The organism is Marinobacter sp. bablab_jr008 (assembly GCF_016464145.1).
Classification (GTDB): Bacteria; Pseudomonadota; Gammaproteobacteria; order Pseudomonadales; family Oleiphilaceae; genus Marinobacter; species Marinobacter nauticus.
Window position 1 is genome coordinate 44,099 of the sequence record NZ_JACDWW010000062.1, and the last position, 14,219, is coordinate 58,317.

Genomic DNA, 14,219 nt, shown 5'->3' on the forward strand with positions numbered 1-14,219 from the left:
GAATCAACGCGGGCGGGTCTCGGCCAGGCGAAGCCGGCGGCTGAGTTTGTCCAGAATGCTGTTCACGAACTTGTGCCCTTCGGTGCCACCAAAGCGCTTGGCCATTTCAATACCCTCGTTGATGACCACTTTATAGGGCACATCGATGCGGTGTTTCAGCTCATAGGCGCCCAGGCGAACGATCGCCAGTTCAACCGGGTCGACCTCCTTGAGGGGACGATCCAGAAACGGCTCCAGCAGTTTGTCGAGCTCTGCCTGCTCGCGGTAAACGCCACGCAGAAGATCCCGAAAATACATGATATCGACCTTGCTCATGTCGTTGTCGACCATGAACTCGGCTTCGATATCAGAAATCGGCGTTTTGCTGAAGTGCCGCTGATACAAACCCTGCATGGCCAGCGCCCGTGCCCGGCGGCGATCGCCTGCCTTGGGCTGGCCGGTTTTCCCCGGCTGGGGAGAAGTGTCACCCGCTTCGCTCATTACTCACCCAACTTTTTGAACAGACTGACCATTTCCAGGGCAGTAATGGCGGCTTCCGCGCCCTTGTTGCCGGCCTTCGTGCCGGAGCGTTCGATGGCCTGCTCAATGGAATCTACGGTCAATACGCCGAAGGTAACCGGGACATCGGTTTCCAGGCTGACAGCGCCCAGGCCACTGGAGGCCTCGCCCGCCACGTATTCAAAGTGGGGAGTACCACCACGAATTACCGCGCCGAGGGCAATAATGGCGTCGTAGTCCGAGGTTTCGGCAACACGCTTGACCGCCAGTGGCATTTCATAGGCACCCGGCACACGGATAATGGCAATGTCATCATTGGAAATGCCGTGACGACGCAAGGTATCCACTGCACCTTCCACCAGACTTTCCACCACAAAGCCGTTAAACCGGCCAACCACCAGCGCATAGCGGCCGCTGCACTGGGTAAAATCACCTTCAATTACTTTGATATCTGCCATCTCGGGCTCCTTCACGGGTCATCGCCTTATTGGCGATAACCGGGTTTATCATTCGGGGGCGTAAGGTACGTATTCCACCACTTCCAGGTCGAAACCGGAGATGGCGGAGAATTTAACCGGCGGACTGAGCAGGCGCATTTTACCGACTCCAAGATCCCGGAGAATCTGGGAACCGGTACCGACGGTAAAATACACGCCGGAACTGCCCTTGCCTGAGGATCCCTGCCCTTTGTCAAAGAACTCCTGAATCCGGTCTTCCAGGTTGTAGCTGTCTTCAGCACTGTTAAGCAGCACCACCACGCCTTTGCCTTCTTCCGCAACCTTCTCCAGTGCGTGATGCAGCGGCCAGCTCCGGGAATCTTTGCGGCGTGCACCCAGCAGATCGCGCAGGGTATCGGTAATGTGCACACGCACAAACACCGGCTCCTCCGGCTGGATATCGCCCATTACCATAGCCAGATGGGTAGCACCCTGGATATTGTCCCGGTAGGTGTGCAGTTTGAACAGGCCGTACTCGGTATCCAGTTCGTTCTGTTCCACGCACTCCACCGTGCGCTCGTTCATAGTGCGGTAATGAATCAGGTCTGCGATGGTGCCGATCTTCAGATCATGCTCTTCTGCGAACTTCTCCAGATCCGGGCGCCGGGCCATGGAGCCGTCATCATTCATGATTTCACAGATCACACCGGCCGGCTCACAGCCAGCCAGGGCCGCCAGATCGCACGACGCTTCGGTGTGACCGGCACGGCTGAGAACGCCACCAGGATCGGACATCAGCGGGAAAATATGTCCCGGTTGAACGAGGTCAGAAGCCTTGGCATCCCGGGCAACCGCTGCCTGCACGGTACGAGCCCGGTCCGCTGCAGAAATTCCCGTGGTAACACCCTCACGGGCTTCGATAGACAGGGTAAATTTAGTTCCGAAGCCAGAAGCATTCTGCTGAACCATCAACGGCAGACCCAGCTGTTCGCAGCGATCACGGGTCATGGGCATACAGATGAGTCCGCGGCCAAAGCGGGCCATGAAGTTGATGGCCTCTGCCGTGCAGTGCTCCGCCGCCATCACCAGATCGCCCTCATTCTCGCGATCCTCATCATCCATCAGGATGACCATTTTGCCCTGGCGAATGTCTTCAATGATTTCTTCAATGCTGTTCAGTGCCATACGGTTCTGCACCCTTTCACCCCTCCCGACAGTCTAGCCGGTTCTCGGGGAATGGATTGAATGATTAGTGGCGAGCCAGGATCAGACGCTGATCCTCACCCACCTGACGACGATCCAGCACCTTCCATTGCACTTTGTCGGCCATGGTCTCCAGCGGCAAATGCGCTGTCGGCCTGCCGGTACTACCCAGGAAAACCGGGGCCTGGTAGAGCCAGAGCTCGTCCACAAGATTTTCACCGATGAACGTACCGGCCAGCGTAGGGCCGGCTTCAACCAGCAACTCGTTAATACCAAGCTCTCCCAGCGCGTCCAGCAACTCGGCGACATCAACACCGTTATCTTTCCAGGCAACCCCGGTCAGGCTGACGCCCAGCGCAGCCAGATCCTGGGCCGGGCCTGAGGCCAGTGTCGAACTGGCGCAGAATACCTGCACATTGCCACCCTGAAGAATCCTGGCGGTGGCCGGCGTACGGGCATCCCGGTCGGCGATCACCCGCAACGGCTGCCGGGACGGATCCGTGGCATCGCCGATATCGCCCATCTCGTCCCGCCGAACGGTCAACGAAGGGTCATCCGCCAGTACCGTACCTACCCCGGTGAGGATGGCGTCGCTGATCGCCCGCAAACGCTGCACATCCGCGCGCGCTTCCGGGCCGGTTATCCACTGGCTTTCACCGCTGGCCATGGCGGTCCGGCCATCGAGACTGGCCGCCATCTTCAGCCGAACCCAGGGGCGACCGGTATTCATACGCTTCATGAAGCCAGGATTCAGACGCGCAGCCTCATCGGCCATCACGCCTTCGGTCACCCGTATGCCAGCCTCCCTGAGCATATCCAGCCCCCGACCGGACACAGACGGGTTGGGGTCTTTGGTGGCGGCAAACACATGGGCCACACCGGCATCTATCAGTGCCCGTGCGCAGGGCGGCGTGCGCCCGTAGTGGCTGCACGGCTCCAGGGTAACGTAGGCGGTGGCTCCCCGAGCCTCATGGCCTGCCTGGCTCAAAGCACGCACTTCCGCATGGGCTTCACCGGCACGCTCGTGCCAGCCCTCGCCCACAATCAGATCGCCTTTGGCAATAACACAACCAACACGGGGATTGGGATGGGTGGAATAGCGACCGCGCCAGGCCAGCTGAACGGCCCGGGCCATCATTGCCCGATCACGGTCTGAAATCATGCCTTGCCTTTGTCTGTACCGTTATCCACCAATGCCCTGGCAACATCCACCGCGGTATCGCCATTGCCCTGGGACAGCCGCTCGATCTCTTCCTTGAACTCGTTGATGTCCTGGAAACTGCGGTAAACCGACGCAAAACGCACGTAGGCAACCTTGTCCAGTTGGCGCAGCTCGGTCATTACCTCCTCACCCAACTGCATCGACTTGACTTCACGCTCACCAGTCGAGCGGAGACGATACTTGATACGGTTCAGGGCGGCATCGATTTCCTCAATGCTGACCGGACGTTTTTCCAGAGCTTTCATGATGCCGGCCCGCAGCTTTTCTTCATCAAATGGCTGCCGGGTACCATCCTGCTTAACGACCCGGGGCATCACCAGCTCGGCAGTTTCAAAGGTGGTAAATCGCTCACGACAGGACAGACACTCCCTGCGGCGGCGAACCTGGTCACCCTCGGCCACCAGGCGCGAATCAATCACCTTGGTATCGGCTTCACCACAGAAAGGACAATGCATAAATCACCTGCTCCGGAAAGAAAGAACCCGGGCACTCACCGGAGCGCCCGGGCTGACCTGTCTCTAAGCCTGTTAGCCGTAGACCGGGAACCGTGCGCAGACAGCTTCCACCTGCTCCCGCACACGGCTATTAACCGCTTCGTCTTCAAGGTTATCGAGGATGTCACACATCCAGCCTGCCAGATCCCGACATTCGGCTTCCTTGAAGCCGCGTGTGGTCACCGCCGGAGTACCAATGCGCAGTCCGGACGTTACGAACGGTGAACGAGGATCGTTCGGCACGGCGTTCTTGTTCACGGTAATGTGCGCTTTGCCCAGTGCGGCATCCGCGTCTTTACCGGTAATGTCCTGTTTGATCAGGCTCACCAGGAACAGGTGGTTCTTGGTACCACCGGAAACCACGTCAAAGCCGCGCTCGATGAACACCTCTGCCATGGCGGCGGCGTTCTTCACGACCTGCTGCTGGTAGGCCTTGAACTCGTCGCTCATGGCTTCCTTGAAGCACACGGCCTTGGCCGCAATCACGTGCATCAACGGGCCGCCCTGACCGCCCGGGAACACAGCAGAGTTCAGCTTCTTCTGCAGATCTTCGTCGTCACAGGCCAGGATCAGGCCGCCACGTGGACCGCGCAGGGTTTTGTGCGTGGTGGTCGCAACTACGTGGGCGTGAGGTACCGGATCCGGGTAGACGCCAGCGGCGACCAGACCAGCCACGTGGGCCATGTCAACAAACAGATACGCGCCCACCTTGTCGGCGATGGCACGGAAACGGGCAAAGTCCAGCTCCTGCGAGTAAGCAGAGAAGCCCGCGATGATCATTTTCGGCTTGTGCTCGACAGCCAGAGCTTCCACTTCGTCATAATCGATCAGACCGGTCTCCGGGTTCAGGCCATACTGAACCGCGTTGTAGATCTTGCCGGAGAAGTTCACGCTGGCACCGTGGGTCAGGTGGCCACCGTGAGCAAGACTCATACCCAGAACGGTATCACCGGGCTTGAGCAGCGCCATGAACACCGCAGAGTTGGCCTGTGAACCGGAATGCGGCTGCACGTTGGCGTAGGCGGCACCAAACAGCTCCTTGGCGCGGGCAATGGCCAGATCCTCAGCGATGTCCACAAACTCGCAGCCACCGTAGTAACGCTTGCCGGGGTAACCTTCAGCGTACTTGTTGGTCAGCACACTACCTTGGGCTTCCATCACCCGCGGGCTGGTGTAGTTTTCAGACGCGATCAGTTCGATGTGTGCTTCCTGGCGCTTTTCTTCCGCCTGCATAGCGTTCCAAAGTTCGTCATCGAAACCGGCGATTTTCATATCACGAGTAAACATGGATGTGCTGCCCCTGTCTGTATGGCTGGCCCGGCGATGCCTCTTTGCAAGCCGGAACCCCTGAAAAATTGGGCCGCTATTCTATCTTGAAAGCGGGTTAAAAATCATCCTTTATGCCGTCCGCAGATACCGGCACACCGGAGGCTGTCAATTGCTATCGCGGAACGCTTTAGATACCTTACCCGGTTATTGTTCTCAGGTACCGACGTCCGTGGTATCGGCCTTCGGGGTGAGCGATCCGGGATACGCTGTAAATACGTCCCTGTACGCTCGACAAAATCATCCCTGATTTTGACGATCCCGGATCGCTCACCCCGAAGTCCTCGATCAGTCGCCTGACGTGCTTTCATTTTTCAAGCTACTGTTTGATAAAAGGAATATGCCAAAATGGCTCAATTGGCTTATCTACCCCATAAAAACTTCGTTAACTTTGCAGGGTGGGTGGGTTGAAGGCCACGCAAGGCAGGCTTACTGCCGCCGAAGCCAATGATTATTACCTGAAAAAAACACGCTTTTTGGTAACTTTAGTTAACTTTACGCAGATTAATCGAATTATAGGGACCAAAACTTAACTTTTTTAGCCCATTCTGAACTCGGTATCAGTGGAACCAAAAGCGGCATTACGCAGTAACGAGGGAACTCAATCTGGGGGCTATGTCCCGAATCCCGTCCCTCGTCGGTTGGCAGGAGTTGAAGTTGTACTGTACCCCCTCGACAGGATGTCGTCTTAAACGGCGTCGAGGGGCCTCGCCCTCACTTCGCGGCGGGCTGCACCAGCTAATCGTTGAATCTGAGCTATCTAGTTTCACAATTGAACTTCAGAAAATGTCCCTTTCTCATCAAACCACTCGTCCCACAGGGACTTAGAACGCCATTCATCTCGCGGCCAGGCCTGCATTCCTTTTCGCTGGTTTGGCGGAGTATATGCAGGCAGATTTTCTCCAATTTTCTCTGGGCTCTCTACCTTGAGCATAGAAGCCAGCTTGCCGTCCAAATCCCACTTTAAGAGGACCCGAATAGAGGTTTCTGTTGCCCCTGTCGATTTATATGCTGAGCACACATCTCTGAACATAAAACAAAGTAGCCAGAACTCGCTAAGCTCATCCGGGTTGGCAACACGTATTTCTCCGATTCGATAGCTGATTCGGCTAATTAGGACACCCATGGAGGGAAGCTCTTCGTCACATGTGACCCCGCCTTCTCCATAGTGCATTTCAGCGGCCTCAAAGAACTGTCGCACTATCTCTGGCTGAGCTTTCTCTATAATGAGGCCAATAGTCTCGTGGCTGGGACTAACCCAAACTAATCGTGTAGACAACAAAGTCAATATCTGCGGCAAACTAGTCGATAGCCCGTAGTAGTAAATACAATCCGCCAGTAGAGGACGGATTTGCTCTATATAATCTGATTTGATCCTGTCAACATCTATCATGCCTCAAACCTATCAGATTGATCGTTTAACCGAGCCAAGAAAAACGAAGCCTGCCAATCCTCTGCGTCTAGTCATGGAATCCCGGTTGGCACAGTGTGCCATCTCTCAGGAATGTTGTGTAAACATCCCTTTTTCAGTTGCACCGTTAATAAGAGTCTTCCGTACGTTGGTGCCTCGTTAGGAATTACTATGGTGCCAAGCCCTCTAGTGAATTTTGGGCGCGCGAATTTTCGCTCTTGTTTGATAGTTTGGAGCCCCCTACGGTCGCAAAGCGGACATTGGGGTTGTACGGTAACGCCGCATTCAGCGCCTTGTCCGCTGCAATTCTTTGTTAACGATTTCTCGCGGAGTAAGCAGAAAGCCATGACACACAGCTTTCGTAAAACGCATTGAACTTACCAGTCAGCTCTGAAATCGAGACATCATAGAACTTTGGCGCAGAGCCTAATTTATTAAATGCCAAGGCAAGCGCATGAATTCTAGGCTCGCGCGCTCCGATAATCGTTTGGTCCGAATTTACGAATGAATGTTTAAAAGCATTGGCAATGTCATTCAAGATTTTCATCAGCTCAACATGCTCAGCATACGCTTCATGACGGCTACTCTCATCTTGAGAAACCACCGCACCAAGACAATCTATTTTGATGCTGCGGGGATACTGATTATCAGCCTCGTATTTTGACAGCAGCCATACCAAAGAAACCAGTTCATCCGCTGCCCTTCGGAGCATATATATAGCCTCTTCATTAGAGAAAATGTGGCGTTCGAAGGCTCCGATAGGTAGCATGCCACCACCTTGGCAAGCTCCCCAAAAATGCAAACTATCGGCAATCTTTCTATTAGCCTCGTCTAAACGAAGAATGATCTTCATGTACTTAAGCTGTAGATTCCCATACGGGGAATCAGGCGGAAGCCAGAAGCTTAGCACTTCGTTGTATGGCTCCCCTGGCTTTTTTCCATTGACGATGAACAATGTTGACTTCTCCATCATTGCTAACCCTTTAAAGGCTAACCCTTTAAAGGCTCATCTCACCAAAAGCTATAACGCTCAATCAGTGCTTCGCTCATCGCAATGGTCATATCACAGTCTGGATAAGAATAGCCATGTTTTTTTAAATAGCCATCCTGAGAGTCTTCAAAAATCCCAGTTACTATCCGTTCGTGCTCATGTTTTTCAAATTGTGCAAAAATTCGCTCTAGGTCATCCTCAAGGGCTTCGTCCAGCCTTTGCCTAAAATCGTCATTCCTATGGTAAGCGCCGTTAAATCGACCCACTTGCCCTAATCGTATTGAGCCACTTTTTTCAAAGCCAACAACTCGGCATTCCAGGGCAGCAAGGCTTCAAGCTTCTCCAGCGTGTCGGCCTTAGCAATTCGTTCCAGCACATGGTGGATATAAGCGGAAGGCTCCAGGCCATTGGCCTTGGCGGTTTCGATGAGCGAATAGCAGGTGGCGCTGGCTTTCGCCCCTTGTGAGGTATCGGCGAAGAGCCAGGCCTTTCTGCCGAGGGCAAACGGGCGAATAGCGTTCTCGGCACCGGCATTGCTGATGTTCAGGTCACCGCGTTCGCAGTAACCAACCAGATAGTCCCACTGGTTCAGGGTGTAATCCATGGCCTTACGGGTGAGCAGGCCTTTCATCACCTTGGCGGCATTTTTCTCCAGCCAGGCTTTGAAGGTGTTGAGCAATGGCAGACTCTTTTCCTGACGTAACTGATAGCGCTCTTCATCGCTCAGATCTCGGGCGGCCTTTTCAATGGCGTACAGTTTGCGGATGTGGCTCAGGGCCACATCCGCTTTTGAGGGCTGGCCCTTTTTGCCTTTGGCCGGCGCAGCCCGGGACGCTTCCACGAACTTACGTCTCGCGTGGTCCCAGCATCCAATCCGCGTCAGCTTGTTCGCGGCACAGACCTGACCGTAGCCGGAATAGCCATCGGCTTGCAGAATGCCCTGGAAGTCATCCAGCAGGCGCACCGGCACTTTGCCACCTCGCGATGGGTCGTACTCGAACAGAACCGAGGGTTGTCCCGGTGGGCCACCCCGGGTGACCCACATCCATTTGTCGGAGTGGACCGATTTGCCGTCTTCCTTGAGCACCTGGATCCGGGTTTCATCGGCTTGCAGGTAATCACTGCCGTTCTGGGTTTCCCGCATCAGGTTGATCAGCGGTTGGAAGACGTCATTCAACCGGATGATCCAGTGAGCCATGCTGGTGCGACTCACTTCATGCCCCAGGCGCTGGAACATCTGTTCCTGCCGGTACAACGGCAGGCCGTCGGCATACTTGGAGGTAATGAGGCAGGCCAGCAGTGATGGGGTGGCGATGCACTTACCCAGCGGGTGTGCTGGCCGAGCAGCCGCAACAATCCGTTCTTCGCCGTCCTGCTCGAACACCGCCTTTTCCTGCCAGTACTCCAGCACTTTCAGTTGGGCCGGGATATATTCAAGCTCTTCTTTCACCTTGGTGAAGAAGGTCTTGGTGGCACCGGCTTTCTCTTCGTCGCTGAGGGTCAGTTCAATGCGCTCGCGCAGTAGCGTATCAGAGAAGCCACGCTGACGACGCTTGCGGGAACGACGAGGAGCGTCGGCCTCTTCGACATCCTCGGGCAGCTCCTCGCGCAGTTCATCAATCTCGATTTCCAGCTCCGCTTCATCGAACAGCAGGATCTGGTTGGGCTGCTTTTCACTGCTGGCCGCGAACTGCTGGATCTTCTTGTGACGCAGCAGTTCTTCGAGGATGGCGATATAGTTGTCGCGACGCTGGAGGGTCTCGTCGTGCTGTTTCAGTTGAACTTGTTGGTTCTGGAGGGCGTCTTCTTTAGCGGCCAGCTGTGCTTGCAGATTGCTGATAACAGACATCATTTCAGCGGTGGAGAGACCGCTGAAATCGGGAGTTGAAGAGGCGTTATCAGGCGTTGATTTCATGGCGAAATTATAGCAAAAACAACGTCCTGGCACACCAAAAAAGTGCTACTAAAAGCACTATCCAACGCTCTCATAATGCAGGGTTTTATGGCCTCTCAACAGCGTGATGTCGTAGCCGTCCAGCAGCCAGTTGATCTGCTCACCGGTCAGCGACATCAAGTCATCCGCGGGTCCTGGCCATTTGAACTTTTCTTCAGCCAGAGCTTTGTAATAGAGCACAAAGCCGTTGTCTTCCCACATCAGGCATTTGATCTTGTTCCGCTGCCGGTTGGTGAAGGCATAAAGCGCTCCAGAGAACGGGCTGTGCCCCAGTTCCTGTTCCACCAGCAGGGCTAGGCCGTTGGCCTGCTTGCGGAAGTCGATCGGCTTTCGGTACAGATAGATCTCCGGCAGATCCCAGGAGGGACGCAGATAGCGGTGACGCATCACATCTGCCTCAGCACCGCGCCCAGCAACTCAATGTTGCCAGCGTGCAGGCCGGTGATTGATACGCCGCCGGGCAGTGACACGGTCAGACCGGCTCCGGCATTCGCAACCGGTGCCACGCGGGCGAATCCGGATCGAGTTTGAACCGGCTTGCTGGGCTCCTCGCGGCCAGTCAGCTTCTGCCGCCAGTAGACAAACCGGTGGTAAACAAGGGACTCTTGTTTGCAGTAGGCGGCACCGGACAGGCCCGAGGCCTGCCAGTCCGATAGCGTCTGTTGCCAGAACTGATGTAAATCAGGGGTGGTCATCGGATTCCTCCTTCATTTGAAAGCAGGAATCAGTGTGGCGAAATTCAGTTGCCAGCCACAGGTGCGGATTTATTGGCGCTTACTTCCTATGGTCCGCACCAATCGACCTCAATTTCTCAGCCAACTGGTCGTGCTTATCGCCATTCAGCGCCAAGAGAGAAACCTGTCCAACCCGATACTTTACTAGAATCGAGCACATCACATTTGTATCATACAGAACGGTCGCTTTCTTAAGATCCTCACCTTCAAGGCTCTTTGAACACCCAGTAAGTATGATCAATAAAAAACATGAAACTAGCGACTTCCTTGCCAAGCTCATCATGAGCCTCCTACAGGGATACGAATTGAGTCACTTCTATCAAAAACGAACAGCCACAACAACCGGAGCCCCTTCTACATCGCACAATTACATTTTGTGACAAAGCCAAAACATAGAAGATAAGACACTTGTCTTGATGGCTGTAGTTGCCCCCGCTAAACCGGACACCACCTAATCAATTTGATGCCAGTTCAGCCCGGTACTCCCAGGGCGATTTCATTTTCAGCCTCTTGTGCGGGTGGCTGCGGTTATAGTCCTCATCCATTCCGGCAACCAGGCCATCACCGTGACGGCATGCGGCATCAGGAATATCGTACAGGTACACATAGTCCTGCTTGAACATCTTCACGAAGGCCTCCGCCATGCCGTTACTCTGAGGGCTTCTCACGGGTGTGGTACACACCACAAAGCCCAGAGAGGACGCGAAGGCCCGCGTTTCATTGGCAATGTAACAGCTGCCATAATCTGTCAGCCATTCCAGCGGCTGCGGCACTCTCTCTGACTGGCCGAAGCGATATTCCAGACTTTCCAGAAGAAGGTCCTGAACCATCTCAGCGGTGATGCCAACAGTGGTCGCTACATAGCGCATCAGCTCGCGATCACAGCAGTCCAGGCTGAAGGCCACCCGAACGACCTCCTTGTTCCAGCAGCGAATCTCAAAACCATCCGAGCACCAGCGAAGGTCGGTCAAACTTTCTAATCCGGCTCGGCCACAGATAATCCATACCCGAAAGTTGGCGAGACTCAATCCATGCCTCGACCGATTCGCGCGTCTTTTTGGTTATCTCAAACTGAACAGGCTGACTTGTTTTCTGCTGGATGACTTGCGCCCGATCCAGAACCTCACCGTTTATGGAAACATCTCGAACCAAGAGCTTCGCCATATCGCAGGACCGGAGTTTGCAATCAATCGCCAGCTCGCGGATGTTCTTTGCAATCTCCAACCGAATGCGGATCGCCCATATTTGTTCGAGTTTGAGCGGTAACTTCTGGCCAACGAGCTTTCCCTTGTTCCAGGGAGCCTTGCTGATGGCAAATGTCATGGCGTGGCCCTCTTCGGAGGGTAAGGGCCTTTAAGTATGGTTCAGAAAATTGTTCCCTGCTGGCCAACCTGGTCGCAAAGCGAACATTCAGGTCGATAGGCCAACGCTCTCGCTACCAGAAATTCCGCCTCGTTTTAGGAGTGTACGCAGAAAAGGGGTGAAACCCGTCAGCGTAGCGGCTACGAGGTTTCCTTTAAGATTTACGACGTTGGTGTAATTGCTGACAAACAGCGCGTTCCGCGTATCCCAAAAGAACTTTCGTGTCCATGCAAAACCGTTTTGTTTCAAACCAACAGGACGATCAAGCCAGCCTCATCATGAAATCGGGTGTTATTTGTTAAAGCTGGCTCACGTTGAAGTTTCGCGATCTTCCTGAACCATCCGAGAACTTTTCAGTGATGGTTAAGCGATCCCCGGTCATTGAAAATTCAACATCAGAATCGCCTGATCGCGTTCTCCAAGGCCCATTTGCGGTTGCCCAAATAATCTCATCACTGTTCACCTTGCATTTGAATTCCCAGCGGGTGCCATCAGAGCCGCGAATATAATACAGAAAGACTATGTTATTTCTTGAACCGGTTATGCTGATAATGTTCGGCGCTTTTCCCATAACTGTAGCAATTCCGGCTTTACAAATTTGCGACGTCGTTGCGGTTCTGTGACTCTCGTTACCCTGAATGGCTTTCAGGTTGCGTTTAGCTACCGCCTCACCTTGCGCTGCTGCTTTTCCAAACCAATATTTTGCTTGATCAATATCCTTTGGGACGCCCCAACCACTCGCGTACATTGCGCCAAGGTTTGTCTGTGCCTCAGCATAACCTTGCTCGGCGGCTTTCTTGAACCAATACACTGCTTGTTTGTAATCTTGGTTTACGCCTTCACCGTTCACAAAATAGATGCCGAGGTTGTGTTGCGCTTGAGCAACTCCACCCTCTGCGGCTTGCTTGTACCAATAGGCACTCTTCAGATGATCGATTTCACCGCTTTTGTTATTCTCGCCGTCATACAGTTGTGCCAAATTATATTGGGCTTGATGATCTCCATTTACTGCCGCTTTTTCTAACCAGTAGATAGCTTGAGAATAGTCCTGATCGACTCCTAAGCCATCATAATAAAGGAGTGCGAGATTGAACTGTGACGAAAGATCGCCTTGTTCCGCCGCTTTTTCGTACCAGCGTGCAGCTTCCTTGTAATCTTGCTTTACCCCTGTGCCCGAATAATAGAGTTCTGCAAGGTTGTACTGGGCGTTCACAAAGCCTTGGTTGGCCGATTTTTCATACCATCGGACTGCTTCTTTATAGTTTTGTGGGAGACCTGTGCCATTCTCATACATTACCGCCAAATTATATTGGGCCTCGCTATCACCCTGTTCGGCGGCTTTTCGATACCAAAAACCAGCCTGTGCCTGATCTTGAGCAATGCCTCTCCCTAAGAAATACATGCCTGCGAGGTTGTACTGGGCATCCAAATAGCCTTGTTCGGCTGATTTTGTATACCAATATGCTGCTTTTTTTTCATCTTTGGGGACGCCCCTGCCTTTGTCATAGCTTACCCCGAGATCAAATTGCTCAGCCGGTGTGAGGGCATCTTCCGCTCTCTCACTGGCCTTCACGCCCCTAACAGCTGTCTCTTCAGAACGGGCGTCTTGTACGGGTAGTGAAAAGCATACCGCGACCAAGGTGAGCGTCCATCCAAATCTTGTTACGCTTTTGATTATTGACAGGTGTTCGGCGCTTGTTCCCATGCTGAATCTTCTCCTATGTGCATCGTGCTTAGTCCGGCAGTCAACTGTTGAGCCTGATAATGGAGCATTGTTGATGACCGAGTGGGCCCGCGGAGTAGGTGATCTGTTCCTTATCAGAGCTATCACTAACACCAATGTCAACCGTGTTGGGGTTAGGCCTACCGTATCGCCCTGCTAATTCTTTTGTTGTCATTAGCGGGAGATGTCGCGTCGGTTGGGTGTTGGTCTACGCTTTCAGCATGCGCGCCCACTGAAGTGGGGGAAGCCCAGCGTCGCTTTGCCTGAACTGGTTATGAGGATAGTTTGAACCTCTCCAAAACTTTTGCAGCCACTTGCCCCTGCCCGGCGATTGTATTTTCCGTGTGTTGCATTGGAGAGATCTCATCATCTTGATACCACATTCCCCAGCTTTCCTTAGCAGCATCATACTCTGTTTGGCTATCTCTCAGATATTCCTCAAAAAGTTTGGAGTCTGATCTACTCAAATAGAGCTTCAATTTATGGCCAACGGAATGAAGCTCTTTAATTAACCGCATGATCTCTTCGTCAGCTTCGTGAAGGCCAAGTCCAGACATCGAAAATTTTTCCTCATACTCACCTTTCAAATAATGGTCAGCAATAAAACGTACGCGAGAGACGGTTTCAAAGAATAGCTCTTTCGCCCACAGTTCCTTTTCCCAGCGCCATTCTCTACGTTTTAATCGAAATGGGAAAAATGAGTTTGTTAACCAAGCCCCAACCACCACGCCGAGAAGCGGCAATCCCATGAAGGGTAGAATGTAATTTGTAATGAGCGAAAGAAAACTATCCCAAGTCATAATTTCTCATTTCCAGACCTTCCGGCCATCCTTCATAACGCGAAGCGGCATAAAGGACATCCGC

15 protein-coding genes and 1 pseudogene are annotated in these 14,219 nt (G+C 53.5%); all 16 read right to left on the reverse strand.

Annotated features, from left to right (window positions below; all coding sequences use genetic code 11):
* Nucleotides 1-3 precede the first annotated feature (3 nt).
* The 16 genes and pseudogenes from nusB to JIF53_RS12185 all read right to left on the reverse strand — a co-directional run bounded on the left by nusB (nucleotide 4) and on the right by JIF53_RS12185 (nucleotide 14,155).
* The gene (nusB, locus tag JIF53_RS12110) at nucleotides 4-480 is read right to left on the reverse strand and encodes a transcription antitermination factor NusB (protein WP_014420583.1); all 477 of its coding nucleotides are present in this window, start codon (nucleotides 478-480) and stop codon (nucleotides 4-6) included.
* Complete coding sequence (gene ribE, locus JIF53_RS12115; RefSeq protein WP_011784363.1) at nucleotides 480-956, reverse strand: 6,7-dimethyl-8-ribityllumazine synthase; 477 nt, start codon at nucleotides 954-956, stop codon at nucleotides 480-482. The genes nusB and ribE overlap by 1 nt, the downstream gene beginning before the upstream one ends.
* A 48-nt stretch (nucleotides 957-1,004) precedes the next feature.
* On the reverse strand, nucleotides 1,005-2,120 hold the full coding sequence (gene ribBA / locus JIF53_RS12120; protein ID WP_011784362.1) for a bifunctional 3,4-dihydroxy-2-butanone-4-phosphate synthase/GTP cyclohydrolase II: 1,116 nt from the start codon (nucleotides 2,118-2,120) through the stop codon (nucleotides 1,005-1,007).
* Nucleotides 2,121-2,184: 64 nt separating this feature from the next.
* Nucleotides 2,185-3,300 carry a bifunctional diaminohydroxyphosphoribosylaminopyrimidine deaminase/5-amino-6-(5-phosphoribosylamino)uracil reductase RibD gene (gene ribD, locus JIF53_RS12125; protein WP_023011679.1) on the reverse strand — a complete coding sequence of 372 codons (1,116 nt, stop codon included), beginning with the start codon at nucleotides 3,298-3,300 and terminating at the stop codon, nucleotides 2,185-2,187.
* Nucleotides 3,297-3,815 carry a transcriptional regulator NrdR gene (gene nrdR / locus JIF53_RS12130; protein ID WP_011784360.1) on the reverse strand — a complete coding sequence of 173 codons (519 nt, stop codon included), beginning with the start codon at nucleotides 3,813-3,815 and terminating at the stop codon, nucleotides 3,297-3,299. The genes ribD and nrdR overlap by 4 nt, the downstream gene beginning before the upstream one ends.
* A gap of 72 nt (nucleotides 3,816-3,887) precedes the next feature.
* The gene (glyA, locus tag JIF53_RS12135) at nucleotides 3,888-5,141 is read right to left on the reverse strand and encodes a serine hydroxymethyltransferase (protein WP_014420579.1); all 1,254 of its coding nucleotides are present in this window, start codon (nucleotides 5,139-5,141) and stop codon (nucleotides 3,888-3,890) included.
* A gap of 805 nt (nucleotides 5,142-5,946) precedes the next feature.
* The gene (locus JIF53_RS12140; RefSeq protein ID WP_199452572.1) at nucleotides 5,947-6,573 is read right to left on the reverse strand and encodes a hypothetical protein; all 627 of its coding nucleotides are present in this window, start codon (nucleotides 6,571-6,573) and stop codon (nucleotides 5,947-5,949) included.
* A gap of 331 nt (nucleotides 6,574-6,904) precedes the next feature.
* Nucleotides 6,905-7,564 (reverse strand): hypothetical protein, encoded by a 660-nt coding sequence (locus JIF53_RS12145; RefSeq protein WP_199452573.1) that lies wholly within the window; start codon nucleotides 7,562-7,564, stop codon nucleotides 6,905-6,907.
* A 38-nt stretch (nucleotides 7,565-7,602) separates the two neighbouring features.
* Nucleotides 7,603-7,848, reverse strand: a complete 246-nt coding sequence (locus JIF53_RS12150) for a hypothetical protein (protein ID WP_199452574.1) — start codon at nucleotides 7,846-7,848, stop codon at nucleotides 7,603-7,605.
* A 5-nt stretch (nucleotides 7,849-7,853) separates the two neighbouring features.
* Nucleotides 7,854-9,497 (reverse strand): IS66 family transposase, encoded by a 1,644-nt coding sequence (tnpC, locus tag JIF53_RS12155; protein ID WP_008169627.1) that lies wholly within the window; start codon nucleotides 9,495-9,497, stop codon nucleotides 7,854-7,856.
* A 57-nt stretch (nucleotides 9,498-9,554) separates the two neighbouring features.
* Nucleotides 9,555-9,923 (reverse strand): IS66 family insertion sequence element accessory protein TnpB, encoded by a 369-nt coding sequence (gene tnpB, locus JIF53_RS12160; protein ID WP_008169629.1) that lies wholly within the window; start codon nucleotides 9,921-9,923, stop codon nucleotides 9,555-9,557.
* A complete protein-coding gene (gene tnpA, locus JIF53_RS12165; protein WP_008169631.1) occupies nucleotides 9,923-10,231 on the reverse strand; it encodes an IS66 family insertion sequence element accessory protein TnpA in 309 nt (102 codons plus the stop codon). Before tnpA ends, tnpB begins: the two co-directional genes overlap by 1 nt.
* A gap of 494 nt (nucleotides 10,232-10,725) precedes the next feature.
* A pseudogene (locus JIF53_RS12170) lies at nucleotides 10,726-11,238 on the reverse strand (DDE-type integrase/transposase/recombinase); the annotation flags it as partial.
* The gene (locus JIF53_RS12175; protein ID WP_228285547.1) at nucleotides 11,207-11,593 is read right to left on the reverse strand and encodes a hypothetical protein; all 387 of its coding nucleotides are present in this window, start codon (nucleotides 11,591-11,593) and stop codon (nucleotides 11,207-11,209) included. The gene JIF53_RS12175 and the pseudogene JIF53_RS12170, both read right to left, overlap by 32 nt.
* Before the next feature lie 337 nt (nucleotides 11,594-11,930).
* Nucleotides 11,931-13,337 carry an SEL1-like repeat protein gene (locus tag JIF53_RS12180; RefSeq protein WP_199452575.1) on the reverse strand — a complete coding sequence of 469 codons (1,407 nt, stop codon included), beginning with the start codon at nucleotides 13,335-13,337 and terminating at the stop codon, nucleotides 11,931-11,933.
* Nucleotides 13,338-13,627: 290 nt separating this feature from the next.
* Nucleotides 13,628-14,155, reverse strand: coding sequence for a hypothetical protein (locus tag JIF53_RS12185; protein ID WP_199452576.1), 528 nt, complete (start codon nucleotides 14,153-14,155; stop codon nucleotides 13,628-13,630).
* Nucleotides 14,156-14,219: the final 64 nt, after the last annotated feature.

What these genes read in the sequence shown, in the direction of transcription:
- nusB (WP_014420583.1), bottom strand. Translation starts at nt 480, where the DNA reads ATGAGCGAAGCGGGTGACACTTCTCCCCAGCCGGGGAAAACCGGCCAG.
- ribE (WP_011784363.1), bottom strand. Translation starts at nt 956, where the DNA reads ATGGCAGATATCAAAGTAATTGAAGGTGATTTTACCCAGTGCAGCGGC.
- ribBA (WP_011784362.1), bottom strand. Translation starts at nt 2,120, where the DNA reads ATGGCACTGAACAGCATTGAAGAAATCATTGAAGACATTCGCCAGGGC.
- ribD (WP_023011679.1), bottom strand. Translation starts at nt 3,300, where the DNA reads ATGATTTCAGACCGTGATCGGGCAATGATGGCCCGGGCCGTTCAGCTG.
- nrdR (WP_011784360.1), bottom strand. Translation starts at nt 3,815, where the DNA reads ATGCATTGTCCTTTCTGTGGTGAAGCCGATACCAAGGTGATTGATTCG.
- glyA (WP_014420579.1), bottom strand. Translation starts at nt 5,141, where the DNA reads ATGTTTACTCGTGATATGAAAATCGCCGGTTTCGATGACGAACTTTGG.
- JIF53_RS12140 (WP_199452572.1), bottom strand. Translation starts at nt 6,573, where the DNA reads ATGATAGATGTTGACAGGATCAAATCAGATTATATAGAGCAAATCCGT.
- JIF53_RS12145 (WP_199452573.1), bottom strand. Translation starts at nt 7,564, where the DNA reads ATGATGGAGAAGTCAACATTGTTCATCGTCAATGGAAAAAAGCCAGGG.
- tnpC (WP_008169627.1), bottom strand. Translation starts at nt 9,497, where the DNA reads ATGAAATCAACGCCTGATAACGCCTCTTCAACTCCCGATTTCAGCGGT.
- tnpB (WP_008169629.1), bottom strand. Translation starts at nt 9,923, where the DNA reads ATGCGTCACCGCTATCTGCGTCCCTCCTGGGATCTGCCGGAGATCTAT.
- tnpA (WP_008169631.1), bottom strand. Translation starts at nt 10,231, where the DNA reads ATGACCACCCCTGATTTACATCAGTTCTGGCAACAGACGCTATCGGAC.
- JIF53_RS12175 (WP_228285547.1), bottom strand. Translation starts at nt 11,593, where the DNA reads ATGACATTTGCCATCAGCAAGGCTCCCTGGAACAAGGGAAAGCTCGTT.
- JIF53_RS12180 (WP_199452575.1), bottom strand. Translation starts at nt 13,337, where the DNA reads ATGGGAACAAGCGCCGAACACCTGTCAATAATCAAAAGCGTAACAAGA.
- JIF53_RS12185 (WP_199452576.1), bottom strand. Translation starts at nt 14,155, where the DNA reads ATGACTTGGGATAGTTTTCTTTCGCTCATTACAAATTACATTCTACCC.